Consider the following 25,475-nt stretch of genomic DNA (forward strand, 5'->3'; position numbering starts at 1 on the left):
CTAAATCAGCCCCAAAAGAAAGGAAGTCCTTTGGAACATATTATCTTGTTAAGGGGAGTTACTCCTAATGGAAAAAATGCTATCCCTAAAATGTCTTATCTAGTAGATATCTTAACAGAAGCCGGTTTTCAACAAGTTCGAACCTATATTCAAAGTGGGAATATCATTCTTGAAAGTGATTTAGATTTAGAAGAAATACGAGAATGTGTTCATACTCTGATAAAGGAAAAAATTGGGGCCGACTTAAAAATGGTTATCAAGAACAAAAGTGATTTTAAAAAAATTGTCCAAGAAAACCCTTTTGGAGAACACTATCTTTATGACCGTATACACGTGATTTTTTATCAAGAATCTATTCAAAGCCTCCCTTTAGACAAATTGAAAATTGATTACGGTGAAGAAGAAATTTGTATTGGTAACCACTGCCTTTACCTCTATCTCCCTAGAACTGCTAAACAAAAGAAACTCCATACCAACTATCTTGAAAAGCTTTTTAATGTAGATTTGACCATGCGAAAACTAAATGTGGTAGAAAAATTATTAAGCAAATAGTGCTTGAATTTAGTAAAAATCGGAAGAATGCTCCTCCGATTTTATTTTGTCTGAGTTTGGACATAATAGGCAATCACATCTGATGTGTACTGGGCTGTTCCAGGTCCAAATTTGTCAATGTTTTCCTTAAATTCTGGGTTGTAGACGTAGCCTTTACCGATATAACCAAATACCTCAATAGAGCAGTCAAATCCATAAGTACGGATGGCTTGCAAGAGTTTAGCGGCTTCTTCTTGATTTTCGGTTGCTGTTACAGGTAGACCAGCTTGAAGATTTTGTGACAAGGCTCGAAAGACTTGATTGAAGGCAGCCGTAGCTTCGTCTTCGTGACCTTTTTGGCGCTCCAGCGCTTGGTCCATGACTTCTTGTCCATATTTCTCTACCGCCTCTTGGTGGTATTTTTGATGGTCTTGGTAGTTAAATCCAGCAAATTTCTCTTGAATGCTCATTTCTCTTTCTCCTTTTTGTTCTTGAATGGTTTTTTGCAAGGTTGAAATCAAGGTATCCAGATGTTCCCTTTCTCGAGTCAAATAGTCCAACTGCCTGGTCAAATGAGGCAATAAATCTTCTCTTTCTTCCTTTAATAGCCCTGCTATTTTTTCTAAAGAAAAACCTAGATATTTGTAATAAAGAATAACCTGAAGGCGTTCCAAATCCTCCTGACTATAGGTTCGATAGCCATTTTCCGACTTTAAAGGAACCAAAAGTCCTATCTTATCGTAGTGGTGTAGGGTCTTGACAGAGACGCCCGAAAGCTGCGCAGCTTCTTTTATATGGTACATGATTTCCTCCTTATACTCAATGAAAATCAAAGAGCAAACTAGGAAGCTAGCCGCAGGCTGTACTTGAGTACGGTAAGGCGACGCTGACGTGGTTTGAATTTGATTTTCGAAGAGTATTACATTGATAGTATAACCCCTCCCCCTAGGTCAGAGTCAAGCGTTTTTGCGAAATTTTTTACTTTATCATAACGTGAAAATGGTTTTCTTGACAGACCTTAGAAAACATGATAGGATAGTCAAGTCTATCAATCAAAAGAAAGGCTCATTTTGAGTACTGATGAGGCTATTTGCCAAGGGCAGTAGCTTTTTCTTTTGTAACACTAATTTTAGGAGTTTAACTATGTCTGAAAAATCTCAATGGGGTTCTAAACTGGGCTTTATCCTAGCGTCTGCTGGTTCAGCCATCGGACTTGGAGCCGTTTGGAAATTCCCCTACATGACTGCTGCTAATGGTGGAGGAGGCTTTTTACTTGTCTTTCTCATTTCCACTATTCTAATCGGTTTCCCCCTTTTGCTTGCAGAATTTACCCTCGGCCGAAGCGCTGGTGTCTCAGCTATCAAAACCTTTGGAAAACTGGGCAAGAATAGCAAGTACAACTTTATCGGTTGGATTGGTGCCTTTGCCCTTTTTATCCTTTTATCGTTTTACAGTGTTATTGGGGGCTGGATTTTAGTCTATCTAGGCATTGAGTTTGGAAAATTGTTCCAAATTGGTGGAACGGGGGATTATTCTCAGTTATTTACTTCAATCATTTCAAATCCAGCCATTGCCCTAGGAGCTCAAGCAGTCTTTATCTTATTGAATATCTTTATTGTATCACGTGGGGTTCAAAAAGGGATTGAAAGAGCTTCTAAGGTCATGATGCCCCTGCTCTTTATCATCTTTGTTGTCATCATTGGGCGCTCTCTCAGTTTGCCAAATGCCTTGGAAGGGGTTCTTTACTTCCTCAAACCAGACTTTTCAAAACTGACCAGTGCTGGTCTCCTCTATGCTCTGGGACAATCTTTCTTTGCCCTCTCACTAGGGGTTACAGCTATGCTGACCTATGCTTCTTATTTGGATAAGAAAACCAATCTGGTCCAATCAGGAATCTCCATCGTAGCCATGAATATCTCAGTATCTATCATGGCGGGTCTAGCCATTTTCCCAGCCATGTCAGCCTTCAATATACAATCTGAAGGGGGACCGAGCCTGCTCTTTATCGTCTTGCCTCAACTCTTTGACAAGATGCCTTTTGGAACCATTTTCTACATCCTCTTCCTCTTGCTCTTCCTCTTTGCGACAGTCACTTCTTCCGTCGTTATGCTGGAAATCAATGTAGGCAATATCACCAACCAAGACAACAGCAAGCGTGCCATGTGGAGTGCCTTTTTAGGAATTTTGACCTTTGTCTTTGGAATTCCTTCAGCCCTTTCTTACGGTGTTATGGCGGATGTTCACATCTTTGGTAAGACCTTCTTTGATGCTATGGACTTCTTGGTTTCCAACCTCCTCATGCCATTTGGAGCTCTCTGCCTTTCACTTTTTACAGGCTATATCTTTAAAAAGGCTCTTGCAATGGAGGAACTCCATCTCGATGAAATAGCATGGAAACAGGGACTGTTCCAAGTCTGGCTATTCCTTCTTCGTTTCATCATTCCAATCATCATCATCGTGGTCTTTATCGCCCAATTTATGTAATCAAAAGGACTTGAGTAATGAACTCAGGCCCTTTCTTTTTTATGGATGGCTAACAATCAATTCCAAATCTTGTCCTTCCAAGGTCCAAGCTTCAACATCACTTGGTAGGATAAAGTGGCTACCTTTTTGGATTGGATAGTTTTTTCCGTCAACAGTCAGTTGACCTTGACCAGCTAAGACACTAAACAAGCTGTAGTCAGCTGTCTTTTCGAAGTCAACTTTTCCAGTAATTTCCCACTTGTAAACTGCAAAGAAATCATTGGATACAAGGAGAGTGGAACGCAAATCATCTGCTTTAACAGTTACAGGACGGCTATTTGCAGGCTCACCAATGTTCAAGACATCAATGGATTTTTCAAGGTGAAGTTCACGCAAGTTACCATTATCATCCTTACGGTCAAAGTCATAGACACGGTAGGTTGTGTCACTAGACTGTTGGGTTTCAAGGATTAAAATACCTGCACCAATAGCATGCATGGTGCCACTTGGCACATAGAAGAAATCTCCAGCTTTAACAGGCACTTTGGTAAGCAAGGCATCCCAGTTCTTATCCTCTATTTGCTGACGGAGTTCTTCTTTTGACTTGGCATTGTGACCGTAGATAATCTCTGAACCTTCATCCGCAGCGATGATGTACCAGCACTCTGTTTTCCCTAGCTCACCTTCATGTTCTAACCCATATGCATCGTCTGGATGAACTTGAACACTGAGCCAGTCGTTGGCATCGAGGATTTTGGTCAAAAGCGGAAATACAGGTTCTGGACGATTGCCAAACAATTCACGGTGCTCTGCATACAAAGTTGCTAGGTCTGTTCCTTCAAAGCGACCATTGGCAACTTTAGAGACTCCATTTGGATGGGCTGAGATGGCCCAATATTCTCCGATTTTTTCACTTGGGATGTCGTATCCAAACTCATCACGTAGCTTGGTACCACCCCAAATTTTTTCTTGCATAACTGATTGTAAAAATAATGGTTCTGACATCATATTCTCCTGTCTGATTTTTCTCCCCTCATTATAGCAAAAAGCTCCATCTAATTGAACTCTTTTTCACATATTATAAAGTAGGGAGAAGATTTTATAAAAATAGTGAACAAATGTGCTTTACTCAATACTTGCACCATTGCTGGCAATGACATCCTTGTACCAGTAAAAGGACTTCTTCTTGCTACGTTTGAGGCTTCCATGACCAGCATTATCTCGATCTACATAGATAAAGCCATAGCGCTTGTTCATTTCGCCTGTTCCAGCCGAAACCAGATCGATAGAGCCCCAAGTCGTATAACCAAGCAAGTCAACCCCGTCTTGGTAAATGGCATCTCGCATAGACTTGATATGAGATTCTAAGTAAGCAATCCGATAGTCATCTGCTATATAACCATTCTCATCCGGTGTATCCATAGCACCTAGACCGTTTTCCACAATGAACATTGGCTTTTGGTAACGATCCCAGATAGCATTGAGGGTGATACGAAGACCAAGTGGGTCAATCTGCCATCCCCATTCTGAGGATTCAAGATAAGGATTTTTGAGAGAGGCAAAGACATTTCCAGCAGTCAGATCCCTCACTTCTGGATTCCCTGAGGCCACTCGACTTGCATAGTAAGAGAAGGAAACAAAGTCAACAGTATGATTCTTCAACAAGTCCAAATCCTCTAACGTCATTTGAATCTTAATTCCCTCACGCTCCCACTGCTTCTTGGCGTAGTTTGGGTATTCCCCACGCGCTTGAACATCAATGAAGAAGTAACTCTTGCGGTCTTCCTCCATGGCTGCCCAGTAGTCTCTTGGATGGGCTGTGTTAGGATAGTATTGCCCTGCAGCCAACATACATCCCACCTTATTTTCTGGGTCAATTTCGTGGGCAATCTTTGTCGCAAGAGCTGAAGCTACCAACTCATAGTGTGCAGCCTGATATTTAACCAGTTCTTGATTTTCTCCTTCTTCAAAACAGAGCCCAGCTCCCATAAAGGGGGCATGGAGAATCATGTTGATTTCGTTGAAGGTAAGCCAATATTTGACCAAACCCTTATAGCGGGTAAAGAGTGTGCGACAAAGTTTTTCATAGAAGTCTAACATCCGACGATTGCGCCAACCACCGTACTCTGTAATCAAGTGCATAGGACAGTCGAAATGAGTGATAGTCACCAGAGGTTGGATACCATACTTGTGGCACTCCTTAAATAAATCCTCATAAAAGGCTAGACCAGCTTCATTTGGCACTGTTTCGTCGCCCTTAGGAAAAATCCGAGTCCAAGCAATGGATAGACGATAAGTCTTAAAGCCCATTTCCGCAAAAAGGGCAATATCTTCCTTGTAATGATGGTACATATCAATAGCTTGCTTGGCTGGGTAAAAATAGCCCTCCTCAAACGAAAACATCTTTTTCTGACCTGTGATAATGGCTTCACGATCTGGACCGATGGGGACGACATCCACATTCGCCAATCCACGACCTTCTAAATTATAAGCACCCTCACACTGGTTGGCAGCTGTCGCTCCGCCCCACAAGAAACCATCCGGAAAAGTCAGTTTTTCGGTCATAACTCTACTCACTTTCTTATTTGCTTGTTCATTTACTTATATTATAACTTATTCTGTAAACCTTTTCTTATAAAATACTGTGACATACTGATACTATTCTACTATTTAAGTTTATCAGATTGTTTTTTAAAAAATTATCCTCTAGAAAAAGTAAATAGCCTCCCCTGAAACAAAAAAGAAGACTGAAAACTAGTCTCCTCTGTTCCTTTTAAATCAAAGCTGTAATAACCGTCACTAGGCCAAAAATAATACCTGGTGCATTAGCTGCTGCAAGGGGGATATCTCTTTCTTTTTTGAAAAGACCGTAGTAAACCCAGAGACTACAGTTGATGGCAGCAACCAAGGGCTGGATGAAATTTCCTTTTTGACCAGCCAGATTGTTCATGATTTGTGGGAAGTAAGACACATACATCATAACAGACATAAAGGTCGCTACCCAACCTAAAATTTTCATTTGTTTTTCAGACATTTTCAAAACCTCTTTCATTTTTACTGAATCTTATTTTAAAATATTCTTTCAAAACAATCAAGTCTTTAAAACTTTTGTTATAAAGATATAAACTATCACAATCTTGTTATAAGAAAGAGGGAACAGAAAAAAGACCGAATTGCTCCGTTCTGTTTACTCAATCAAATATTAGAAAATGAATACTCCTTTTCAATGAATCGATTGATTGATGGTAAATAAGCCGTTAGAAATTATTGACAGTATCGAAATTTTCTAGTAAAATGAATTTTGTTAATACCTAAATGGTGTGTAGTTTTCTATCAACATAGTCAGGAGAAAAGGAACTTATGCTAAAAAAATTTAATGAATTGTCACTGAAAGATAAGGCTTATCTAATTGGCGGTTTGAGCTTATTAGTCATTGTGATCTCATTTGGTCTACTCAATCGTCAAACAGTAACTGTCAGTCTTGTCTTTACACAACTATCTGCTCCCTTGATTTTGGTGATTTTTACTTGTCTAGTAATCGGGATCATTGCTGGTAGTGCTATTGGTATTAGCTATCACCATAACAAGACTCAAGATCTGAGAAGCCGCATTGCTGAAGCAGAAGCGACTATCAATATAAAAGACAGGGAGCTTGTCCAGTACGAGGAACAGGTGCAACAATTAAAACAGGAAGCCAAACAATAAGTGTAGAAATCATAACCACCCGTGAAAACGGGTGGTTTTTTGTCTCGCACCTAACGGAGCGAGACGGACTGAAAGTCGCATAAATACAAAAAAGATCGAATTGCTCCGATCTTTTTAAGTTTCACTCCAAGAATGTTTAGATAAAAAATTTGATAATAGAATTACCTACTTCATACGATAAAAATCAATCACTAGACCAGCAGGCCCTTTAACTAATAAGGACTCTGTTCCCCAATCGGTTACAGTTGGTCCGTTTAAAACCTGGATACCAAGTTCTTTCAACCGTTGGTAATTCTGGTCTACATCCTCAACCTCGATATGAAGAATGATTCCTGACTGAAAATCTTCCAAAGGAATCAAATGATTTTGGGACAACATCAGACAGTGACTGCCAATCGTAAACTGAGCAAAACTGTCATCAACATAATCGGGCTTTTTATCCAAAATACGCTCCAAGTCAGCACAGACTTGGGGAACATCTGAAACAATAATATCTAATTGATTTAAATTCATTTACTATCCTCCATAAAAAGATCGGATGGCTCCGATCTTTTTAAGTTCCACGAAGGAATTATTTAATTGCGCGTGATTGCAATCCTTCTTCTTCCAAGAAGAGACGGAATGGTACGAGTTCTTCTGCTTCGTATTTTTCCTTGAAGGCTTTGATTGCTTCTTCTGAGTGAAGTTTTGGATCCAATTCAAGTACTTCTACTGGAAGTGGACGGTGTGGAGTGATGCGAGCATCGATAACAACAGTTTTACCTTCTTTGTTCAATTTAACAGCTTCTGCAACAACTGCGTCGATATCTTCGATACGGTTTACTGTAAATCCAACAGCCCCTTGAGCTTCAGCAATTTTAGCGTAGTCAGCGTTTGTGAAGTCACAACCAAACAAGTGTTTGTTTGTGTCTTCGTATTTGTCCTTGATGAAGGCATATTTATCATTTGAGAAGACAACGTTGATAACTGGAAGGTCGTATTGAACGTTTGTGATAACGTCTGGGTAGCACATGTTAAATGCTCCATCACCCATGATGTTCCATACTTGGCGATCTGGATTGTCTTTCTTAGCAGCGATACCACCAGGAAGGGCAATACCCATTGTCGCAAAGAGTGGAGATGTACGCCACATGTTCTTAGGTGTCATGTGAAGGTGACGAGTAGATGTTTGAGTAGTGTCACCTACGTCGATTGAGTAGATAGCGTCTTGATCAGCATGTTTGTTGATTGCATTGTAAACTTGGTACAATTGCAATTCACCCTCAGTTTTACCTTCGAGTTTGTTCATGTAATCACGCCAGTTTTGGTTGTTCTTAACGTTTGCACGCCACCATGGAGTTGATTCAACTGGGTTTACTTTATCAAGGATAGCTTTAGCTGCTTGACCTGCGTCACCAAGGATTGAAGCGTCAAGGGCATGACGTTTACCAAGTTTGTAAGGGTCAATATCCACTTGGATGAATTTTTCAGTATTCTTGAATGCTTGGTAAACTTCAGCAAATGGGAAGTTTGAACCAAGGAAAAGAACTGTGTCTGCTTCAAAGACAACTTCGTTGGCTGGTTTCCAACCAACACGGTAAGCAGAACCTGTCAAACCTTCATAGTTCCATTCGAAAGCTTCAAAGTTTTTACCAGTTGTGATGATTGGTGCTTTGATTTTACGTGACAATTCAGTAATCACTTCACCAGCTTTAACACCACCGTAACCAGCGTAAATAACTGGACGTTCAGCATTGTTCAAGATTTCAACAGCTTTGTTGATTTCAACTTCGTTCAAAGCAGGAGCGATGAATGAACGTTCGTATGAACCTGAACCGTAGTATGAGTTTTCGTCGATTTCTTGGAAACCGAAGTTTACTGGGATTTCAACAACAGCTGGACCTTTTTTAGAAACTGCAGCACGGCAAGCTTCGTCAATAACTTTTGGCAATTGCTCAGCGTAAGCTACACGTTTGTTGTATACAGCGATACCGTTGTACATTGGGTTTTGGTTCAATTCTTGGAAAGCATCCATGTTGAGTTCGTTAACTGGACGTGATCCAAGGATTGCTAGGAATGGAGTGTTATCCATAGCTGCATCGTAAACACCGTTAATCAAGTGAGTCGCACCTGGACCACCTGAACCAACTGCAACCCCGATTGAGCCGCCGAATTTAGCTTGCATAACCGCTGCAAGAGCACCTGTTTCTTCGTGGCGAACTTGCAAGAAGCGGATATCTTTGTCTTCAGCCAAAGCGTCCATCAATGAGCTGAGTGTTCCTGATGGGATACCGTAGATTGTGTCTACGCCCCATGTTTTCAATACATTAAGCATTGCTGCAGATGCAGTAATTTTCCCTTGAGTCATAATGATAACTCTCCTTCAAATATTTTTAAATTTACTAAGAAACATTCATATAAATTATGAAAACGCTTTTAGTAAATTTATTACAATTCTAATTTACCACATTTAATTTTAGTTTACTAAGAATCTGCTCAGAAGTTTTTATTCTCTATTACAGTACAGTTTGAAAACGTTTTTAAATTCTGTTTTATAATAAAAAGCGAGTAAGCCCGCTTTTAGTCGATTTTACTAAAGTTTAGTAAGAGTGAACTAGTCAGAACAGATACAGAACTAAAGGCCATGGCTAGACCTGCCAGTTCTGGGTTAAGAGCTAGTCCAACACCTGAAAAGACTCCTGCTGCTATCGGAATTCCGGCGACATTGTAGATAAAAGCCCAGAAAAGATTGAGCAGAATTCGATTAAAGGTTTTCTTACTCATGTCGAAGGCACGCACCACGCCTAGGAGGTTATTGGTTGTCAACACCAAATCTGCTGACTCGATAGCAATATCTGTTCCAGCTCCCATAGCAATTCCCACATCCGCTACACTGAGGGCAGGAGCATCATTGATACCGTCCCCAACAAAGGCTACTTTGCCAGTCGCTTGTAGTTTATGAATTTCATGGGCTTTTTCTTCTGGCAAGACACCTGCAATGACCTCTTCGATTCCAATCTGATCTGCAATAGCACGCGCCACTCCTGCATTATCTCCTGTCAGCATGACTGTTTTAAGACCTCGTTTTTTCAACTGACTGATGGCAAGCTTAGCATTTTCCTTAGGAATATCTTGCAGAGCAAGCAAGCCTTTGATTTCATTCTCAACAGCCAAAAACACAACTGTCTTAGCTTCTTTTTCCAATTGTTCTAGTTTTTCTTGATAAATGCTAGAAATATCCATGCCATCCAGCATTTTAGCATTTCCAAGCAGAACTTGTTTTCCATTGATTTGCCCTGAGACACCTTTCCCGTGCAAGGCTTGGAAATTTTCAACAGTTTGAAACTCAAGTCCAGCTTCACTCGCTCGTTTCACAACGGCTTCAGCCAGTGGGTGTTGAGAAGCTTCTTCCAAGGAAGCTGCCAATCCAAGCACTTCTACTTCGTCTCCAATGATATCTGTGACCACAGGTTTCCCTTCAGTCAAAGTCCCGGTCTTATCAAAGACGATAGTTTGAACTTTCTGGATTTCCTGTAGAACCGTTCCATTTTTGAGGAGAACTCCCATCTTGGCACTGCGACCTGTCCCCACCATAAGGGCTGTCGGTGTTGCAAGTCCCAATGCACAAGGGCAGGCGATAATCAAAACCGCCACTCCGTAGAGAAGAGAGGACACAAAGCTAGCTCCAAGCACGACCACACTATCCCTGAGCAAGACGAACCAAACCCAAAAGGTCACAATCCCTAAAATGACAACTGCTGGGACAAAAATTCCTGAAATCTTATCCGTCAAGTCCTGAATCGGCGCACGACTGGTTTGAGCTTTCTTCACAAAATCCACAATCTGAGCCAAAACAGTCTCTGAACCAACTTTTTCTGCTCTAAAAACAAGTGTTCCACTATTATTGATGGTTGAACCAATGACGGTATCTCCAACTGTCTTGTCCACAGGCAGACTCTCACCTGTCACCATAGACTCATCAATACTAGAGATACCTTCTACTACGACACCATCAACCGCAATCTTTTCACCGGGACGCACTCGAATCAGGTCACCTACCTTGACTTGCTCCAAAGGGACTTGAACATAGTTATCCTCACGCAAGACTTCTGCAGTTTTAGCCTGCAAGTCAAGTAATTTCTCCACAGCTTGGGAAGTATTTTTCCGCATTTTCTCCTCAAAAACGGCTCCCATAAGAACGAAGAAGAAGATAAAGGCAGCACTTTCAAAGTAAACGGGGAGACCAGCGAAGAGGGCAACTAAGCTATAGAAATAGGCCACTAGGGTTCCCAGAGCAACCAAGGTATCCATGTTGGCATTGTGCTTTTTAAAACTAGCCCAAGCACTTTGGATATAAGGACCACCTGCTACTAGCATAATCGGTGTTGTGGCTAAAAAGGTTCCCCAACGCATGACTTGGTGACTAATTCCTCCTGTCGACATCCCAATCATGAGGATTACAAGAGGCACAGTAAAGATACTCGTAATCCAAAAACGCTGTAAAAGTGATAGAGATTTTCGAGTCTTCTCAACAACTGTATAACTTCCCTTTTGCATCTTCATACCACAAGAAAATTCATGTTGACCTAATTCTTGAGGTGTAAAACGAATGACTTTCTCTTCGTCTACGCCGATTGGTTCTAAGATGCCTTCTTCTTCAAACAGAATTTCCTTGTAACAGTTTGAAGGAGTTGCTCGATGAAAGGTAATCTCAGCTGGAATCCCTTTTTGAAGCTGTATATGGGCTGGATGGTAGCCTTTGTCTGCCGTGATACGGATTTTTTGAACACCACTTTCAAGACTTGCTTTTACAATTTCAGTCATATCATTCTCCTATTCTACAATCATCTTGCCGTGCATCATATTCATGCCACAAGAGAAACCATACTCTCCAGCCTGCTCAGGCGTGATTTCCACTACATACTCTTCTCCCATAGGCAGGTCCGCATGTACACCAAAGTCTGGAAAAACAATTTGGTCCAAACAGGGTGAAGGGTCCTTACGGTCAAAGACAATGCGGGCTGGCACTGATTTCTTGAGGATAATCAACTCAGGCGTGTAGCCCCCCATGACCTCCACTCGAATCTCTTGGTAGCCGTTTTTTTGCTGGGCCTTTTGTCCAGATTTTTCAGGTTTTTTGAAAAACCAAAACAAGATAAAGGCGATAAGGGCAATACAAATAATGGTTACAATACTATTTAACATGACGTCTCCTTTACATACAATTACATCTTACTTCTGTCACAGCGTTTGATTTCTTCTCAGAAATCACAGCTTCCAACTCTTCCAAGTCAGCCTGAGTAAAATCACATTCAGCAATCAAATCAGCCAGCAAGTTCTTAATCCTACGGGAACAAACCTTGTCCTTGATATCTTGGACAAGCAAATCCCGACTTTGGTCTAGAGTTAAAAGAGCTGAATAAACAAAGGACTTACCTTCTTTTCTTCGAGTCAGGCACTCTTTCTCAACCAAACGAGCCAAAAGAGTTTGAATGGTCGACTTGGACCAGTCGAACCGCTCCGCCAGAACCCTAATCAAATCTGAACTAGTCTGCTCTCCTTGCATCCAAATAATCTTCATGACCTGCCATTCTGCATCTGAAATCTGCATAATCACACCTCCAAAATCTACATTTGTCAATTACAATTATCAGTATACTCTTAAAATCTACATTTGTCAACTATGAAATTAATCTTTTCTTTGAAAAATTGAATTTTAACCCTATGATAAAGGATTTGCAGTCAAATCTTACTATATAAACTATGAAAATATGCTATACTAAAGAAAAAAGAAAACAACCACTAGGGGTGCGTAAAGCTGAGATTAACGACTGTTAGACCCTTTGACTCAATCTAGGTAATGCTAGCTGATGGAAGTGGAAATGATAATGGGGACTAGCAGTCTTCTATTGCCTTTCTAAAACAGACTAGCTTGTTCTTAAGAATACAAACTTCAGTTGGTTGGGAGGTTTTAGATGACTTATTTACCCGTTGCTTTGACCATTGCAGGGACTGACCCTAGTGGTGGTGCTGGCATTATGGCTGACTTAAAGTCGTTCCAAGCTAGAGATGTCTATGGAATGGCCGTTGTGACCAGTCTTGTCGCTCAAAATACCAGAGGTGTTCAATTAATCGAGCACGTTTCTCCTCAAATGTTGAAAGCCCAATTGGAGAGTGTCTTTTCTGATATTCCACCTCAGGCTGTAAAAACAGGGATGTTGGCAACTACTGAGATCATGGAGATCATCCAGCCCTATCTTAAAAAGCTGGATTGTCCCTACGTCCTTGACCCTGTTATGGTCGCAACAAGCGGAGACACCCTGATTGATACCAGTGCCAGAGACTACCTAAAAACAAATCTACTTCCCCTTGCAACTATTATTACACCCAATCTTCCTGAGGCAGAAGAGATTGTTGGTTTTTCAATCCATGATCCTGAAGACATGCAGCGTGCCGGTCGCCTGATTTTAAAAGAATTTGGTCCTCAGTCTGTTGTCATCAAAGGAGGCCATCTCGAAGGCGGTGCCAAGGATTTCCTCTTTACCAAGGAGGACCAATTTGTCTGGGAAAGTCCACGAATTCAAACCTGTCATACACATGGTACTGGATGTACCTTTGCTGCAGTGATTACTGCTGAACTAGCCAAGGGGAAAACCCTCTATCAAGCAGTCGATAAAGCCAAGGCCTTTATCACGAAAGCCATCCAAGACGCCCCTCAACTCGGTCATGGTTCTGGCCCAGTTAACCATACAAGCTTTAAAGATTAAAAAAACTCTCTAGTTCCTACTTTAAGGGAATTAGAGAGTTTTTATACTCTTCGAAAATCTCTTCAAACTACGTCAGCTTTATCTGCAACCTCAAAGCTGTGCTTTGAGCAACCTGCGACTAGCTTCCTAGTTTGCTCTTTGATTTTCATTGAGTATTAATTAGAAAATAATGTCATCCAACTTTGTCAAAAAGGCTTGCGTTTTTGCCTCTATATCTTCTGCCTGCATCAGATCGCGTACGACTGCTACTCCAGCTATGCCCGTGCCAATAAGCTGTTCAATATTCTCTGACGTCAAACCTCCGATAGCAACTACTGGAATAGCGACCCTTTGGCAGATTGTCTTCAAGGTTGAAATCAGGGTGATAGGCGCATTTTCCTTGGTCGTAGTCGGGAAAATGGCTCCTGTCCCCAAGTAATTCGCACCTCCTTCTTCTGCCTCGAGGGCTCTTTTAACCGTTTTAGCAGTGACACCGAGGATTTTTTCAGGACCAAGGACTTTGCGGGCAACCGAAACGGGTAATTCATCATCTCCGATATGCAGACCAGCAGCATCAACTGCAAGACAGACATCCAAACGATCATCGATGATCAGGGGTACCTGATAGGCATCTGTTATTTCCTTGACTTGTTTTGCCAGTTGATAATATTGATTGGTTGTAAGATTTTTTTCTCGCAATTGGACTATAGTAACCCCTGAACGGCAAGCCGTCTCAACCTTTTCAAGAAAGCTTTCCAAGGAATCTTGGTAGCGATTGGTTACTAGATACAGTCTAAGCGCCTCTCTATTCATAAACATCTCCTTTGATAGCATCTAGCCAGTTTTCATCTCTTTTGAGGAGCGAAAGCTGATTGAGTACTTGGTAACGAAAATCTTCCAATCCCATTCCTTGAACAAGAATTCTCTCAGCGGAGATATTGAGATAAGAGACCGCTAGGCAAGAAGCTTCAAAGCCAGTCATTCCTTGGCTGAGAAAAACGGCTGTCAAGGCTCCAACCAAGTCTCCTGTCCCTGTTATCCAGTCTAATTCTGCACAGCCATTTCCCAGTACAGCGACCTGATTCTTCGAAACGATGAGGTCCTTAGGGCCAGTAACTAAGAATGACATACCAGGATAGGTCTGACACCAGTCTTTCAAGACTTGAAGTAAATCCTCAGTTTCTTGATCTTTAGCACTCGCATCGACTCCAACCCCGTGGTGTTTTAAGCCAACAAGACTTCGAATTTCCGACATGTTTCCTTTAAGGACCGTAGGGCTATAGTCTAAAAGGTTTCTGACTAGTTCCTTACGAATGACTGAAGTCGTTATGCCAACCGCATCTACTACCATTGGAAGAGAAACTTGAGCTGCATAAGAAGCTGCTATACGGATTGCTTTTTCCTTCTCAGCTGACAAATGCCCTAAATTGATGAAGAGTGCCTGGCTTTGCTTAGTAAAATCAAGAACCTCACGGGAATCATCTGCCATAACTGGTTTACATCCCAGAGCCAAAATCCCATTTGCCAATATCTCACAAGAAATCTCATTGGTAATACAGTGAATGAGGGAACTAGAGTCTATAGGAAAAGGATTTGTAAATGCCTGCATCAGTCTATCCTTTCATCAAAGAAATATCCCTGCACTTTTTTAAAGAATTCCTGCTTGATTAAAAATCGAAAGGCAATAAAGGAAATCGCTGTACCAATCAAGGTTGCTCCGAAAAATCGAGGAGTGTAGATAAACCAGCTGAGCTTAGCCGCTGATCCTGTAAAAAGCACCATAACAGGATAGGAAACAATAGAACCAATAATACCTGTTCCCAAAATTTCTCCCAAGGCAGAAAAGTAAAATTTTCGACCATACTTATAAAAGAGACCTGCTAGAAGGGCTCCAAAAGTCGCTCCTGTGAGAGCTAAAGGTGGAATCCCTTGAGTCGTCATACGGATAAAGGCTGTCACTGTAGCCATAACCAAGGCATAAACAGGTCCCATCATGATTCCTGCTAGAATATTGACTACACTGGACATCGGTGCCATTCCCTCAATCCGAAAGATAGGCGTAAGAACTACATCAAGGGCAATCATCATGGATAAAATGGTTAATTTGTGAACCTGTAATTGGTGGTTTCTCATATTTCTATTCTTCTCCTGTTTCTAAAGACTGTAAATCGCTCTTCCATGTCTGGTGTTGGTAGGCCATTTCCCAAAACTTAGCTTCCATATGAACACTGATGTGGAAGACATCTAGCATTTTTTTCTTGTCTGTCTCGTCACTTTCTCGATAGAGCTGATTGACCAAAACTTCTTCCTCTCTGATCTGCTGCTCCAACTCATCCGTAATATAAGTTTCAATCCATTGTTGGTAGAGAGGATTTGGTGATGGTTTAAGATTAAGTGATTTGCCTATATCATGATATAGCCAAGGACAAGGCAGCAAACTTGCAAAAGCAATGGCTAGATTTGCTTCTTCAAATTGCCGATAAATATGCGAAATGTAATGATAACAGGTTGGAGCGATTGGATGTTGCTCCATTTCCTGATCGCTGATTTCCAATTCCTTGAAAAATTGTTGGCGGATAAATAACTCACCTTCCACTAGACTCTGAGCATTTTGTTTCAAGAGTCTTTTCATCTCTTGATTTGAAGTCTTATCAGCCAAGAGGTGATAGGCTTCTGAGAAGGCCTTCAAATAGTAGGCATCCTGAATCAAGTAATAGCGAAAGATGGACGGGTCTAAATTACCCTCTTGCAACTGTAAAACAAAGGGGTGATGAAAGGAAGCCTGCCAAGCTTCCTTGGATAATTCCATCGCAATATCTGTAAATTCCATAATAACTCCTTTATAAAAATAGACTGGTTTGAAGTAATAAAAAGAACAGCAGGTAGATGAATATTGTCCTTTGAGGAATATAAAAAGTCCGATAGCTATTCTCCACCTGTGCATGTTCGTCATATCCATGCGCCGACAGGGCTCTCAGGTAAAGATGGCGCCACCTAAAGACTGTCATCAGAACCTTGCTGTAAATCAAGGGCGACCAAAAATGTAGTTCTTGACCGCGTAATAAGCACGCTTCCTTGAGGGACTTGATTTCTTGCTGAATGAGGGGGAAGGAATTGAATACCACAATCAAGGCATAGGCCCAAGAGCGTGATAACCCCTTTTGAGCCAAGTACAAGAGAAGCTCTTTTAGGGCAATAGAGGAAACAAAGACAAGGCCAATACAAACCGTCACAAAGGCCCTCGTTCCAAGCATGACTGCCTGCGAAGCATCTCCATGTAACTGAACTGCCCAGTAGTTGGCAAAGGATGGCAAAATGGCGAGCACAATCATCCAAGCCAATACTTTAAATCGACGGTAATAGAGCATAAAGAGAATACAAAATGTGGCTACCGAAAGATTCAGAGCAATCGAAGGAATGAAAGATGTTTCCAAGGATAAAATCAACAAGAAGAGACTGATAATCGGTGTCTGGGTTGCTACTTTGACCATACTATCTCACCTCCCCTTGAGTATTGCTACTCTGAGATGTGAGTGGTTTGGTAATTGTCACTGCTTTCACATGACTGAGACCCTGACTAGTCATCTCAATCCAATAATCAACCACAGAGATCAAGGGATCTAAGCGATGGCTAATGATCAGAAAACTTCTTCCCTGATTTCTCTCCTCCACAATCCACTGACAAAAATAATGACAAGCTCTATCATCCAAACCTGCAAAAGGTTCATCTAGTAAAATCACAGAAGCATTGCTGGTCAAGATTGTCAAGAGCTGAAGAATTTTTTGCTGACCACCACTTAATTGATAAGGACTCTTATCAAGAGCCTGCTCCAGATCAAAATATCGTAAAGCTTGGAAAATTCGCTGATTTCTTTCAGAATCAGGTCCATCTAATTGAAGTTCTTCTCGCAGACTGGCTCTGATAAACTGCTTTTCAGCTTCCTGAACAACACCCGTCAGGTCACGATACAAACTCTTTTTCTTTTTCAAGACCGAACTCTTCCAAGTAATGCGCCCCTTATACTTTTGAAATTGAAGAATAGACCGAAAGAGGGTTGATTTCCCGACACCATTATCACCCAAGATACAGGAAATTCCTTGGTAGAATGTAAAATTCACAATCGAAAAGAGGGGACGCTTATCCAGCTCACAAATCGTTCGATCCATATGGAACAGTTCCGGGCTAGAAGCAACCTCCTTTGAAGCAACCTGTGTCATCTCAGAGGTAGGGATTTGAAACACTTCCCTTAGTTGTCCATCTCTTAGCTCCACCATATGGTCGATATAGGCTTCATAATCAGATAAATCATGGTCGCACAAAATAACTGTCTTCCCATCAGAAACCAACTCTTTTAGAATCTCCAATATCTCTATCCTACTCTTGCGATCAATGGAAGCGAAGGGCTCATCCAAGAGATAGACCCTAGGATTCATAGCAAAGAGAACAGCCAAAGCAGCCTTTTGCTTTTCCCCACCTGATAAGTGATGAATTGGACGGTGCAAAATCGCCTTGCAGCGACATTGCTGGACAACCTCTGCTATTTTAGAATCAATTTCCTGAACGGGATGCCCAATATTTTCCAAGGTAAAAATCAGCTCCTCAAACAAGTTCTCCATGGTAAATTGATGATTGGGATTTTGAAAGAGAATACCAACCGTCTGGACACGTTCGACGATAGAAAGCTGACTGACCTCGCTCCCATTTATCAGGACTTGACCGCTATAGGGAAGAGAACTGACTTGGGCAATCATTTGAAAGAGACTCGATTTTCCTGAACCACTGCTCCCAACTAACAAGGTAAAGGCTTGCGCATGAAAAGTAAAATCAATCGGCTCAGAGAAGATTGGGGACTGAATCGCTCGTAGTTCCAGCCCCATCTATGCCTTGCCTCCAGCTGCAAACTGATGATAGAGTTTGACAATGGCACGAACCAAGATGGTACAGAAGAAAAAGACGGAAATAAAACGTACTACAAGCAAGGAAAGGACAAAAGGAAGGGAGAAGGCATAGTAACCTAACTTAATGTATTCATAGACAAAGCTAACAAGCGTAATCCCAATACTATTGGCAGTTAGAGAGAGCCAACTTTCATAGCGATTCTTGGTTACGATAAAACCAAGTTCACTTCCCAAACCTTGAACCAAGCCAGACAAAAGGGCACCTAGACCGAATTGGCTACCATAAAGGACTTCAGCAAGCGCAGCTAGCACTTCTCCAATCGTTGCACTTCCGACTCTTGGAACAAAGATTGCAGCAATAGGCGCAGCCATACACCAGAGACCAAAGAGGATTTCATTGGCAAAGGCCTGTAAACCAAGAGGTGCTAAAATCAGGGTGAGGATATCAAACAGATAGCCTGAACCCACAAAAACACCACCAAAAAAGATAGACAAGAAAGCAAGTAAGATAACATCTTTTAACTGCCATTTTTTCAACATAAAAAAACTCCTTTTTTAAAGAAAAGTGGGGTATTCAATGTGAGCTACCTAAATGCTTTGTATCATCTTCATCCAGTTTCGTAAAAGAAAAAACTCTAATTACAGATAGGAATTAGAGTTCAGCTTACAAGATTAGATGGTTAGTTTCTATAAATACAAAACCATTTCACATTTCCCTTCGCCAGTCTTAACTGTATCAGGTTCAATGGGTATTATCTCAGCCTAAAGCACCCCAAATGTCTTTATTATTTAATTACTGCACCAGTATAGCAAAAAATGAAAGCCCTAGCAAGATATTTGACTGGAAAATATATTTATATAGTTTGTTTGTTAATTCTTTTAATCTACATAAAAGGATTGAATTTATCCTATAATTCATAACCAATATCAAAAAAGGCTAATTCTAAAGCGACCGCTTGATTCCAGCGTTGCTGAAGTTCTGTCAAATCTTCTAGATTTTTCCCGATACGATTAAGTTCATCAACTAGAAATTGAACCCACTCTGCAAAGAAAGGGCCTCTATGTAGATTGATCCATTCCGAATGAATATAAGCTTCAGGTAGAGCCAAATCTTTAGAACCCCAGTCTAAATAGAGACCTTCTGCAATGACTAGCATGACCAAAAGATGAGCATAGTCTGCTGATGACACAGCAGAATACATAAGCTGCTGAAAGGTTTTTGTTACAGGATGCAAGGTCACTTCCAGATAGTCATTCTCAGATACTTTTAACTCTTTGAAAGCCTTTTGGAAATAACCGTCTTCATCTGCTTCAAGAAAGCCTAGTTGCTTGGCAAAACGAAGTTTGGATTCAAGCTGGTCTGCATGAGCTACGCAGCCACCCAGCATAGATAAGAAGGCATCAAAGAAGTGATAATCTTGAATCAGGTAGTCTTTTAAGACCTTATTCTCAATTGTCCCCGCAAAAAGTTCCTTAACAAAACGATGATTGATTGCAGCTTGCCAATCTTTCTGACCGCTTTTTAATAATTCTCCAACAATCAAACCTGGCTCAAATGCATAGTCTTGTGTTTCCATATTTACTTTTCCTCTCTTTACTCGTTCGTAATCAACAAAACATCAAGAAAATTCTAGTTTTACTTGACCTTTTTAAAGAAAATCAAGGGCGTTCAAGAAGAGCTACCTAAATACTTTGTATCACCTTCATCCAGCTTATATAAACAAAAAAACTCCAATTACAATCAAGAATTAGAGTTGACTTACAAGATTAGATCGTTCATTTCGCCATACGAAAAAACGTTTCACATTTCCCTTCGCCAGTCTTAACTGTAGCAGGTTCAATGGGTATCATCTCAGCCTAAAGCACCCCAAATGTCTTTATTATTTAATTACTGCACCAGTATAGCAAAAAATGAAAGCCCTAGCAAGATATTTGACTGAAAAATATATTTATATAGATTTCAATGGTGATTTATTCTTCCTATAGACGAAGAAAAACCTCCACATCAAGTGGAGGCAAGCTATTTTATCAATACAATTTTAAGTCACGAGGGTCAACTGGGAAGGTTGGATTGTATGGGTTGTGACGGAGTTTGAAGTGTTTGACATCTTCAATAGTCTGAGTTCCAGACAATTGCATAACTGTCTTCAATTCCGCATTCAAGTGTTCAAAGACTTGACGCACACCAACACTACCGCCGAGAGCCAAGCCATAGATAACCGGGCGGCCAATAGCTACCAAGTCTGCTCCTGAAGCCAAGGCTTTAAAGACGTGTTGGCCACGACGAATACCTGAGTCAAAGACGATTGGTACGCGTTTATCAACTGCTTCTGCTACTTCTTGAAGTGAGTCAAAGGCAGCTGGCCCACCGTCGATTTGACGGCCACCATGGTTGGTCACCCAGATACCAGAAGCACCTGCAGCAAGCGAACGTTCAACGTCCTCACGGCATTGTGGTCCCTTGACATAAACAGGAAGTCCTGAGTATTCAGCGATAAATTCTACATCACGTGGAGACAAGCGTTGTTTAGCTGATTTGTAAACAAAGTCCATTGATTTTCCAGCACCTTCTGGCAGATATTCCTCAACAATCGGCATGCCAACTGGGAAGACAAAACCATTACGCTTATCGACCTCACGATTGCCCCCTACCGTAGCATCAGCCGTCAAGACAATCGCTTTATAACCTTCAGCCTTCACACGGTCCATGATGTGGCGATTGATACCATCATCTTTACTAAAGTAAAACTGGAACCAATGAGGTGTCCCTTGAAGGGCTTCCGTAATTTCTGGAAGGTCGACAGTAGAGTAAGAGCTGGTTGTATAGAGAGAACCAAACTCATGCACACCACGCGCAGTCGCCACTTCACCCTGTTCATTTGCCAATTTATGAGCCGCAACAGGCGCCATAATGATTGGTGAAGACAATTTTTCGCCTGCAAATTCAATCTCTGTACTTGGATTTTCTACATTGCAAAGTGTATGAGGAACGATGAGTTTGTGGTTAAAGGCACGAATATTCTCACGCAAAGTGAAAGTATCCTCCGCCCCACTAGCGATATAGCCAAATGCTGCTTTAGGAATAACTTGTTGCGCCATTGGCTCCAAATCATAGGTATTGATGAAATCTACATGACCTTCTGCATTGCTTGTTTTGTATGACATAAAATGTCCTCCTTGATAAGTAAGCGTTTACTTTGTATATTACAAAAAATATTCTAACTCTTTTTTCAAAATTTTTCAAATATTTTGTTTGGAAATTTCATACTTTCAATCATTTTACAGCGATAATTAAAAATGATGAACTTTCTTAAGTTATGGAAATTCAAATAATCTTTTCATTTTCTAATACTTTATCATCAAATTGTTCAGCTAGTATAGTTGCTGAGTGATAAAGTTCCTTTGCTTTATTTTTATCATTTTCAAAATAAAGATAGCACTTAGCTTCAAATACTGAAATTCCAGGTTTATAGACTTGCAACGTTGTTACTGATAAAATTTCATTCATCTTTTTTACTAGAGATATCATATGTTTATAGTCATTATGAACAACATAAACAACCGCTATGGCACAAAGAACTGATAGTAGCTCTACATTATACATTTCATCACTAACTAATTGCTGTTTCAACAACTTAATCCGAAAATCATCTAATGCTCTCTTCTATAAATCAAGTCTTGACATTGCATAGCAAAATAATCAATTAATAGTAAATCATTGAATGTGTAAACTTGCTTTAGTGTTACTTGCTTAAAATAATCATCAAAAATATCTTCAGCGAAACTACCTGTCCCTGTTCTTATCAAGTCTAATATTCTTTCAATCAAGTCTAGACTCAGCAACTCTTCCTCAGGAAGAGCTAGTTCTTTATTTTCAAGAAAAGTATCTATCGGAACTTCTAATCGCTTAGATAAATATTGTAACTTAGTAATTGTTGGCAAGGATTGCCCAAGCTCAGTACGCATCAGCTGTTTGATTATTAAGTCAGCTTCTGTCCACAGACCTCTTCTCTCGTCAATTTGTGACGTTCACGTTTCTGTCTTACTCTATGACCAATTTCAGTTTTAATATCTGTTGTCATTCTTACCTCTAACCACAATCCATAAATTAACATACTTTTAATTCTTCGGCTAAAAATTAACAATAATTCTTTTTCAAATCCGTCATATTATTTTCTAAAACTTGGATGTCTTGGCTGACTTTGAGAATGACAATGCTGCCTTGAATACTGGAGATGACTTGACGGGCCTGCAACTGCGCCCGCTCTTCTGACCAGTCAGCATGCAGGTCTTGCAAGAGGCTGGCTAACTTCTCTGTCCATTGGGTCATAAAATCATTGAGAGGACAGCGGAAGTTCTCATCTTCTGTGGACAATTCCACAATCAGATTACCAATTGGGCAACCATAAAAGACCGTCTGACTTTCATGAAATTGACAAACCCAGTCAATCATATCCGAAAACTTGTCACTGTCAGACTTGTCTGCTTCAAAAATATCTTCAAAAAGCTCTTTTCGCCAATTTGCTAAAATATCTTGAATGACCGTCAAACCAATTTCCTTCTTAGATTTGAAATAATAATAAAGCTGTCCCTTGCCAACATCAGCTGCCTCCATGATGTCACTGATGGAGGTGGCCACATAACCCTTCTGATAAATCAATTCCTCAGCACTTTGTAAAATACGCTCTTTAACGCTCATCTACTCACCTCTCTTTTTTCCTATTATAGCAGATTCAGAGTCTGAGACCAAACAATTGAAACCACCTCCTTTTGCCACTGTTTTATCATTAAAATTTTTTGTTCTGAGCAAATTAATTTACAAATTCAATTTTAGATGTTATTATAATTGTACCGAACGGTCAGTATGTAACTAAAACTACCATTTGGAAAATCATCAAACTAACAGTCTAAATTCCTATTGGCTGTTAATCAAATCATATTAGGAGGAACCTCATGTTCAATCAGAAAAATGTCGCATTTGTTATCACAGACCCGCAAGTTGAATTCTTAAAATCTACTGGTAAAGGATTCGGAGCAACTAAAGATGTTCTTGAAAAAGTTAATACTATTGAAAATCTGACAAAGCTTTTAGCTCTTGCTAAAGAGCGTGGCTACAAGCGTTTTATCTCACCGCACTACTTCTATCCACACGATCACAAGTGGCAATTTAAAGCTGCTGGTGAAACGATGATGATTGAAAACGAAATGTTTTGGCGTGATAGCCAGTATTCAGCAATTCCAGAAGGCTCTGGAGCAGATATGATTGAAGAGATTAAACCATTTTTGGATGAAGATACTATTGTTGTCAACGGACATAAAATCTTTGGCCCAGAAAGCAACGACCTTAACCTTCAACTCCGCAAAAATGGTATCGACACCGTCATCTTGGCTGGTATGAATGCTAATCTCTGCGTGGATTCACACATGCGTGAACTCATAGAATTAGGCTACAATGTCATTGTTGTTAACGATGCTGTCGGTGCTCCAGGTGAAGAAGCCTACCAAGCTGCACTAACAAACTACGGCTACATTGCCAACCAAGTTTTGACAACTGAGGAAGTTATCGCTCAACTTTAGTATTAAAAACAAAATCAGGTAATCCTAGCGACTACCTGATTTTCTATGTTTTAAGAATTTTGCCAATTTTCTTGGTCTTCTTTAAAGCGTTTTAGAAGGTCGAGTCCTTCTGGTGTGATATAGCCTTCTTCTTGGGCTAGGTGAATGAGTTCACTGTAGTTAGAAAGCGTCACAAGTTTGACACCTGCATCTGAGAAGTTCTTATCTGCTTTTGGCAATTGGTAACTGAAAATCGCTACAACACCAAGTACATCTGCACCTTCGCGTTTAGCTGCTGCTACGGCCTCAAGAACAGAACCACCTGTTGAAATCAGGTCTTCAACCACTACCATTTTTTGACCTTGAGCTACACGGCCTTCGATTTGGTTGCCTGCTCCGTGGTCTTTTGGTTTGCTACGGATGTAGGCAAAAGGCAAGTCCATCTTATCAGCAATAATAGCTCCGTGTGGAATCCCTGCTGTTGCAGTTCCTGCAATCACTTCTACCTCTGGAAAGGCTTCTTTGATAGCATCTACAAAACCATTTTCAATTAGAGTACGCGTTTCAGGATAGGCTAGTGTCACACGATTATCAGTGTAAATCGGTGACTTGATACCAGATGCCCAAGTGAAAGGCTCCTCTGGTTTGAGGTAAACGGCTTGAATTTTCAAGAGGTGGCTAGCGATATCTTTAGCAAGTGTCATGGTCTTCTCCTTTTATTTTTCTAATCTAGTTCTTTAATTCCAGTCCTGTGTCCATTCATCCTTAATCGCATGATAAGCTACAACAGGATTCTCAGCTTGGGTAATCGGACGTCCCACTACGATATAGTCACTACCGATTTGATAGGCATCTGCTGGCGTCATCACGCGTTTTTGGTCTCCAACAGCAGCTCCCTGAGGACGAATGCCCGGTGTCAGACAGATAAAATCTGGATTGGTAGCCTGCTTGATGAGTTGCACTTCCTGAGCCGAGCAAACGACACCATCTAATCCAGCTTCAGCTGTCTTCTTGGCATAATGTATCACAGACTCTTGCAGGCTGGTTTGAATATTTTGAAAATCCTGCATCTGGGCTTCCGACGTTGAGGTCAACTGAGTCACTGCAATCAATTTGGCTTGACTTCCAAGACCTTCACGCGCAGCCTTCATCATCTCTACACCACCAGCCGCATGAACATTGGTCATATCGACACCAAGCTGAGACAAAACCTTCATGGCTGACTTGACTGTATTGGGAATGTCATGAAGTTTGAGATCTAAAAAGACACTATGACCCAAACCTTTTAAGTAGGACACAATCTCAGGCCCCGTTGCGTAATAAAGCTCCATTCCTACTTTTAGATAAAGACTTTCTTCTGCTGGGAAATGAGCTAAAAATTCCTTGACCGCCTCAAAACTAGGAAAATCAAGAGCAATGACTGGACGATGTTCTCGCATAGGTTTCTCCTTTTACCTTTGCTAGTGAGAGAGTCTGGCCAACAGAAGCCACGAAAAAAGGAACCTGCCAACAGCAAGGTTCCACGAAAAATGGGTAGTCTCCACCCTTTCACCGTCTAACCTTAGCTGCCTCTCTGGACTGCTTTAAAGGTTTTCT

General features: G+C 40.8%; 28 protein-coding genes and 3 riboswitches. Of the genes, 5 read left to right on the top strand and 23 right to left on the bottom strand.

From position 1 onward, the window contains the following. The first annotated feature begins 30 nt into the window (after positions 1-30). The gene (locus tag QM408_RS01850) at positions 31-552 is read left to right on the top strand and encodes a DUF1697 domain-containing protein (protein WP_061864256.1); all 522 of its coding nucleotides are present in this window, start codon (positions 31-33) and stop codon (positions 550-552) included. A 41-nt stretch (positions 553-593) separates the two neighbouring features. On the opposite strand, the gene QM408_RS01855 is transcribed toward QM408_RS01850, so the two are convergent. Next, complete coding sequence (locus QM408_RS01855; RefSeq protein WP_414373365.1) at positions 594-1,334, bottom strand: MerR family transcriptional regulator; 741 nt, start codon at positions 1,332-1,334, stop codon at positions 594-596. Positions 1,335-1,674: 340 nt separating this feature from the next. Between QM408_RS01855 and QM408_RS01860 the strand changes: the two genes are divergently transcribed. Further along, on the top strand, positions 1,675-3,015 hold the full coding sequence (locus QM408_RS01860; protein ID WP_261074021.1) for a sodium-dependent transporter: 1,341 nt from the start codon (positions 1,675-1,677) through the stop codon (positions 3,013-3,015). Positions 3,016-3,054: 39 nt separating this feature from the next. Here QM408_RS01860 and manA read toward each other — a convergent pair whose 3' ends face one another. The 3 genes from manA to QM408_RS01875 all read right to left on the bottom strand — a co-directional run bounded on the left by manA (position 3,055) and on the right by QM408_RS01875 (position 6,028). Beyond that, positions 3,055-3,999 carry a mannose-6-phosphate isomerase, class I gene (manA, locus tag QM408_RS01865; protein WP_045611953.1) on the bottom strand — a complete coding sequence of 315 codons (945 nt, stop codon included), beginning with the start codon at positions 3,997-3,999 and terminating at the stop codon, positions 3,055-3,057. 120 nt (positions 4,000-4,119) lie between these two features. Further along, a complete protein-coding gene (locus tag QM408_RS01870; protein WP_414373369.1) occupies positions 4,120-5,559 on the bottom strand; it encodes a 6-phospho-beta-glucosidase in 1,440 nt (479 codons plus the stop codon). A gap of 208 nt (positions 5,560-5,767) precedes the next feature. Next, positions 5,768-6,028, bottom strand: a complete 261-nt coding sequence (locus QM408_RS01875) for a SemiSWEET family transporter (RefSeq protein WP_001291472.1) — start codon at positions 6,026-6,028, stop codon at positions 5,768-5,770. Positions 6,029-6,354: 326 nt separating this feature from the next. On the opposite strand from QM408_RS01875, the gene QM408_RS01880 reads away from it, so the two are divergent. Continuing rightward, positions 6,355-6,699: a lipopolysaccharide assembly protein LapA domain-containing protein gene (locus tag QM408_RS01880; protein WP_000913393.1), complete on the top strand. Its 345-nt coding sequence runs from the start codon at positions 6,355-6,357 to the stop codon at positions 6,697-6,699. A 165-nt stretch (positions 6,700-6,864) separates the two neighbouring features. Here the strand turns inward: QM408_RS01880 and QM408_RS01885 are convergent, their stop codons facing one another. The 5 genes from QM408_RS01885 to QM408_RS01905 form a co-directional block, all read right to left on the bottom strand. Beyond that, positions 6,865-7,212, bottom strand: coding sequence for a VOC family protein (locus tag QM408_RS01885; protein ID WP_001052638.1), 348 nt, complete (start codon positions 7,210-7,212; stop codon positions 6,865-6,867). Positions 7,213-7,270: 58 nt separating this feature from the next. Beyond that, positions 7,271-9,046 (bottom strand): pyruvate oxidase, encoded by a 1,776-nt coding sequence (gene spxB, locus QM408_RS01890; RefSeq protein ID WP_261041079.1) that lies wholly within the window; start codon positions 9,044-9,046, stop codon positions 7,271-7,273. 212 nt (positions 9,047-9,258) lie between these two features. After that, complete coding sequence (locus QM408_RS01895) at positions 9,259-11,502, bottom strand: heavy metal translocating P-type ATPase (protein WP_414373374.1); 2,244 nt, start codon at positions 11,500-11,502, stop codon at positions 9,259-9,261. 9 nt (positions 11,503-11,511) lie between these two features. Continuing rightward, positions 11,512-11,883, bottom strand: coding sequence for a cupredoxin domain-containing protein (locus tag QM408_RS01900; protein WP_000935061.1), 372 nt, complete (start codon positions 11,881-11,883; stop codon positions 11,512-11,514). A gap of 10 nt (positions 11,884-11,893) precedes the next feature. After that, the gene (locus QM408_RS01905; protein ID WP_033685226.1) at positions 11,894-12,289 is read right to left on the bottom strand and encodes a CopY/TcrY family copper transport repressor; all 396 of its coding nucleotides are present in this window, start codon (positions 12,287-12,289) and stop codon (positions 11,894-11,896) included. 183 nt (positions 12,290-12,472) lie between these two features. Further along, positions 12,473-12,570, top strand: a riboswitch (TPP riboswitch). Between the two features lie 83 nt (positions 12,571-12,653). Between QM408_RS01905 and thiD the strand changes: the two genes are divergently transcribed. After that, positions 12,654-13,445, top strand: coding sequence for a bifunctional hydroxymethylpyrimidine kinase/phosphomethylpyrimidine kinase (gene thiD, locus QM408_RS01910; RefSeq protein WP_000221754.1), 792 nt, complete (start codon positions 12,654-12,656; stop codon positions 13,443-13,445). Positions 13,446-13,604: 159 nt separating this feature from the next. Here the strand turns inward: thiD and thiE are convergent, their stop codons facing one another. From thiE to QM408_RS01970, 12 genes are all read right to left on the bottom strand, one after another. Next, positions 13,605-14,237: a thiamine phosphate synthase gene (gene thiE / locus QM408_RS01915; RefSeq protein ID WP_247930383.1), complete on the bottom strand. Its 633-nt coding sequence runs from the start codon at positions 14,235-14,237 to the stop codon at positions 13,605-13,607. Continuing rightward, positions 14,230-15,033, bottom strand: a complete 804-nt coding sequence (gene thiM, locus QM408_RS01920; protein WP_247930384.1) for a hydroxyethylthiazole kinase — start codon at positions 15,031-15,033, stop codon at positions 14,230-14,232. Before thiM ends, thiE begins: the two co-directional genes overlap by 8 nt. Next, positions 15,033-15,557, bottom strand: a complete 525-nt coding sequence (gene thiW / locus QM408_RS01925; protein WP_247930385.1) for an energy coupling factor transporter S component ThiW — start codon at positions 15,555-15,557, stop codon at positions 15,033-15,035. The genes thiM and thiW overlap by 1 nt, the downstream gene beginning before the upstream one ends. A gap of 4 nt (positions 15,558-15,561) precedes the next feature. After that, complete coding sequence (gene tenA, locus QM408_RS01930; RefSeq protein ID WP_247930386.1) at positions 15,562-16,254, bottom strand: thiaminase II; 693 nt, start codon at positions 16,252-16,254, stop codon at positions 15,562-15,564. A 10-nt stretch (positions 16,255-16,264) separates the two neighbouring features. After that, positions 16,265-16,915: an energy-coupling factor transporter transmembrane component T gene (locus QM408_RS01935; protein ID WP_247930387.1), complete on the bottom strand. Its 651-nt coding sequence runs from the start codon at positions 16,913-16,915 to the stop codon at positions 16,265-16,267. A gap of 1 nt (position 16,916) precedes the next feature. Then, positions 16,917-18,302: an ATP-binding cassette domain-containing protein gene (locus QM408_RS01940; protein ID WP_414373380.1), complete on the bottom strand. Its 1,386-nt coding sequence runs from the start codon at positions 18,300-18,302 to the stop codon at positions 16,917-16,919. Continuing rightward, the gene (locus tag QM408_RS01945; protein ID WP_000915275.1) at positions 18,303-18,863 is read right to left on the bottom strand and encodes an ECF transporter S component; all 561 of its coding nucleotides are present in this window, start codon (positions 18,861-18,863) and stop codon (positions 18,303-18,305) included. A 156-nt stretch (positions 18,864-19,019) separates the two neighbouring features. Beyond that, positions 19,020-19,108, bottom strand: a riboswitch (TPP riboswitch). 123 nt (positions 19,109-19,231) lie between these two features. Continuing rightward, entirely contained in the window at positions 19,232-19,900 is a 669-nt protein-coding gene (locus QM408_RS01950) for a TenA family protein (RefSeq protein ID WP_414373382.1), read from the bottom strand. A 214-nt stretch (positions 19,901-20,114) separates the two neighbouring features. After that, positions 20,115-20,203: riboswitch (TPP riboswitch) on the bottom strand. Between the two features lie 148 nt (positions 20,204-20,351). Beyond that, positions 20,352-21,488 (bottom strand): L-lactate oxidase, encoded by a 1,137-nt coding sequence (lctO, locus tag QM408_RS01955; protein WP_000120723.1) that lies wholly within the window; start codon positions 21,486-21,488, stop codon positions 20,352-20,354. A gap of 160 nt (positions 21,489-21,648) precedes the next feature. Next, entirely contained in the window at positions 21,649-21,954 is a 306-nt protein-coding gene (locus tag QM408_RS01960) for a hypothetical protein (protein ID WP_165442212.1), read from the bottom strand. 20 nt (positions 21,955-21,974) lie between these two features. Further along, on the bottom strand, positions 21,975-22,289 hold the full coding sequence (locus QM408_RS01965) for a hypothetical protein (RefSeq protein ID WP_002880183.1): 315 nt from the start codon (positions 22,287-22,289) through the stop codon (positions 21,975-21,977). Between the two features lie 172 nt (positions 22,290-22,461). Next, positions 22,462-23,022, bottom strand: a complete 561-nt coding sequence (locus QM408_RS01970; protein WP_000111607.1) for a TetR/AcrR family transcriptional regulator — start codon at positions 23,020-23,022, stop codon at positions 22,462-22,464. Positions 23,023-23,276: 254 nt separating this feature from the next. On the opposite strand from QM408_RS01970, the gene QM408_RS01975 reads away from it, so the two are divergent. Beyond that, the gene (locus tag QM408_RS01975; RefSeq protein WP_004256189.1) at positions 23,277-23,900 is read left to right on the top strand and encodes a cysteine hydrolase family protein; all 624 of its coding nucleotides are present in this window, start codon (positions 23,277-23,279) and stop codon (positions 23,898-23,900) included. Positions 23,901-23,950: 50 nt separating this feature from the next. Here the strand turns inward: QM408_RS01975 and pyrE are convergent, their stop codons facing one another. Beyond that, positions 23,951-24,583, bottom strand: a complete 633-nt coding sequence (gene pyrE, locus QM408_RS01980) for an orotate phosphoribosyltransferase (RefSeq protein WP_000170895.1) — start codon at positions 24,581-24,583, stop codon at positions 23,951-23,953. A gap of 33 nt (positions 24,584-24,616) precedes the next feature. After that, positions 24,617-25,318, bottom strand: coding sequence for an orotidine-5'-phosphate decarboxylase (gene pyrF, locus QM408_RS01985; RefSeq protein WP_261150347.1), 702 nt, complete (start codon positions 25,316-25,318; stop codon positions 24,617-24,619). Between the last annotated feature and the right edge of the window lie 157 nt (positions 25,319-25,475).

Source organism: Streptococcus mitis (assembly GCF_047464965.1).
GTDB classification, from domain to species: domain Bacteria; phylum Bacillota; class Bacilli; order Lactobacillales; family Streptococcaceae; genus Streptococcus; species Streptococcus mitis_DU.

Coding starts and splice junctions, on each gene's coding strand:
- QM408_RS01855 (WP_414373365.1), bottom strand. CDS start 1,334: ATGTACCATATAAAAGAAGCTGCGCAGCTTTCGGGCGTCTCTGTCAAG.
- QM408_RS01860 (WP_261074021.1), top strand. CDS start 1,675: ATGTCTGAAAAATCTCAATGGGGTTCTAAACTGGGCTTTATCCTAGCG.
- manA (WP_045611953.1), bottom strand. CDS start 3,999: ATGTCAGAACCATTATTTTTACAATCAGTTATGCAAGAAAAAATTTGG.
- QM408_RS01870 (WP_414373369.1), bottom strand. CDS start 5,559: ATGACCGAAAAACTGACTTTTCCGGATGGTTTCTTGTGGGGCGGAGCG.
- QM408_RS01875 (WP_001291472.1), bottom strand. CDS start 6,028: ATGTCTGAAAAACAAATGAAAATTTTAGGTTGGGTAGCGACCTTTATG.
- QM408_RS01880 (WP_000913393.1), top strand. CDS start 6,355: ATGCTAAAAAAATTTAATGAATTGTCACTGAAAGATAAGGCTTATCTA.
- QM408_RS01885 (WP_001052638.1), bottom strand. CDS start 7,212: ATGAATTTAAATCAATTAGATATTATTGTTTCAGATGTTCCCCAAGTC.
- spxB (WP_261041079.1), bottom strand. CDS start 9,046: ATGACTCAAGGGAAAATTACTGCATCTGCAGCAATGCTTAATGTATTG.
- QM408_RS01895 (WP_414373374.1), bottom strand. CDS start 11,502: ATGACTGAAATTGTAAAAGCAAGTCTTGAAAGTGGTGTTCAAAAAATC.
- QM408_RS01900 (WP_000935061.1), bottom strand. CDS start 11,883: ATGTTAAATAGTATTGTAACCATTATTTGTATTGCCCTTATCGCCTTT.
- QM408_RS01905 (WP_033685226.1), bottom strand. CDS start 12,289: ATGCAGATTTCAGATGCAGAATGGCAGGTCATGAAGATTATTTGGATG.
- thiD (WP_000221754.1), top strand. CDS start 12,654: ATGACTTATTTACCCGTTGCTTTGACCATTGCAGGGACTGACCCTAGT.
- thiE (WP_247930383.1), bottom strand. CDS start 14,237: ATGAATAGAGAGGCGCTTAGACTGTATCTAGTAACCAATCGCTACCAA.
- thiM (WP_247930384.1), bottom strand. CDS start 15,033: ATGCAGGCATTTACAAATCCTTTTCCTATAGACTCTAGTTCCCTCATT.
- thiW (WP_247930385.1), bottom strand. CDS start 15,557: ATGAGAAACCACCAATTACAGGTTCACAAATTAACCATTTTATCCATG.
- tenA (WP_247930386.1), bottom strand. CDS start 16,254: ATGGAATTTACAGATATTGCGATGGAATTATCCAAGGAAGCTTGGCAG.
- QM408_RS01935 (WP_247930387.1), bottom strand. CDS start 16,915: ATGGTCAAAGTAGCAACCCAGACACCGATTATCAGTCTCTTCTTGTTG.
- QM408_RS01940 (WP_414373380.1), bottom strand. CDS start 18,302: ATGGGGCTGGAACTACGAGCGATTCAGTCCCCAATCTTCTCTGAGCCG.
- QM408_RS01945 (WP_000915275.1), bottom strand. CDS start 18,863: ATGTTGAAAAAATGGCAGTTAAAAGATGTTATCTTACTTGCTTTCTTG.
- QM408_RS01950 (WP_414373382.1), bottom strand. CDS start 19,900: ATGGAAACACAAGACTATGCATTTGAGCCAGGTTTGATTGTTGGAGAA.
- lctO (WP_000120723.1), bottom strand. CDS start 21,488: ATGTCATACAAAACAAGCAATGCAGAAGGTCATGTAGATTTCATCAAT.
- QM408_RS01965 (WP_002880183.1), bottom strand. CDS start 22,289: ATGCGTACTGAGCTTGGGCAATCCTTGCCAACAATTACTAAGTTACAA.
- QM408_RS01970 (WP_000111607.1), bottom strand. CDS start 23,022: ATGAGCGTTAAAGAGCGTATTTTACAAAGTGCTGAGGAATTGATTTAT.
- QM408_RS01975 (WP_004256189.1), top strand. CDS start 23,277: ATGTTCAATCAGAAAAATGTCGCATTTGTTATCACAGACCCGCAAGTT.
- pyrE (WP_000170895.1), bottom strand. CDS start 24,583: ATGACACTTGCTAAAGATATCGCTAGCCACCTCTTGAAAATTCAAGCC.
- pyrF (WP_261150347.1), bottom strand. CDS start 25,318: ATGCGAGAACATCGTCCAGTCATTGCTCTTGATTTTCCTAGTTTTGAG.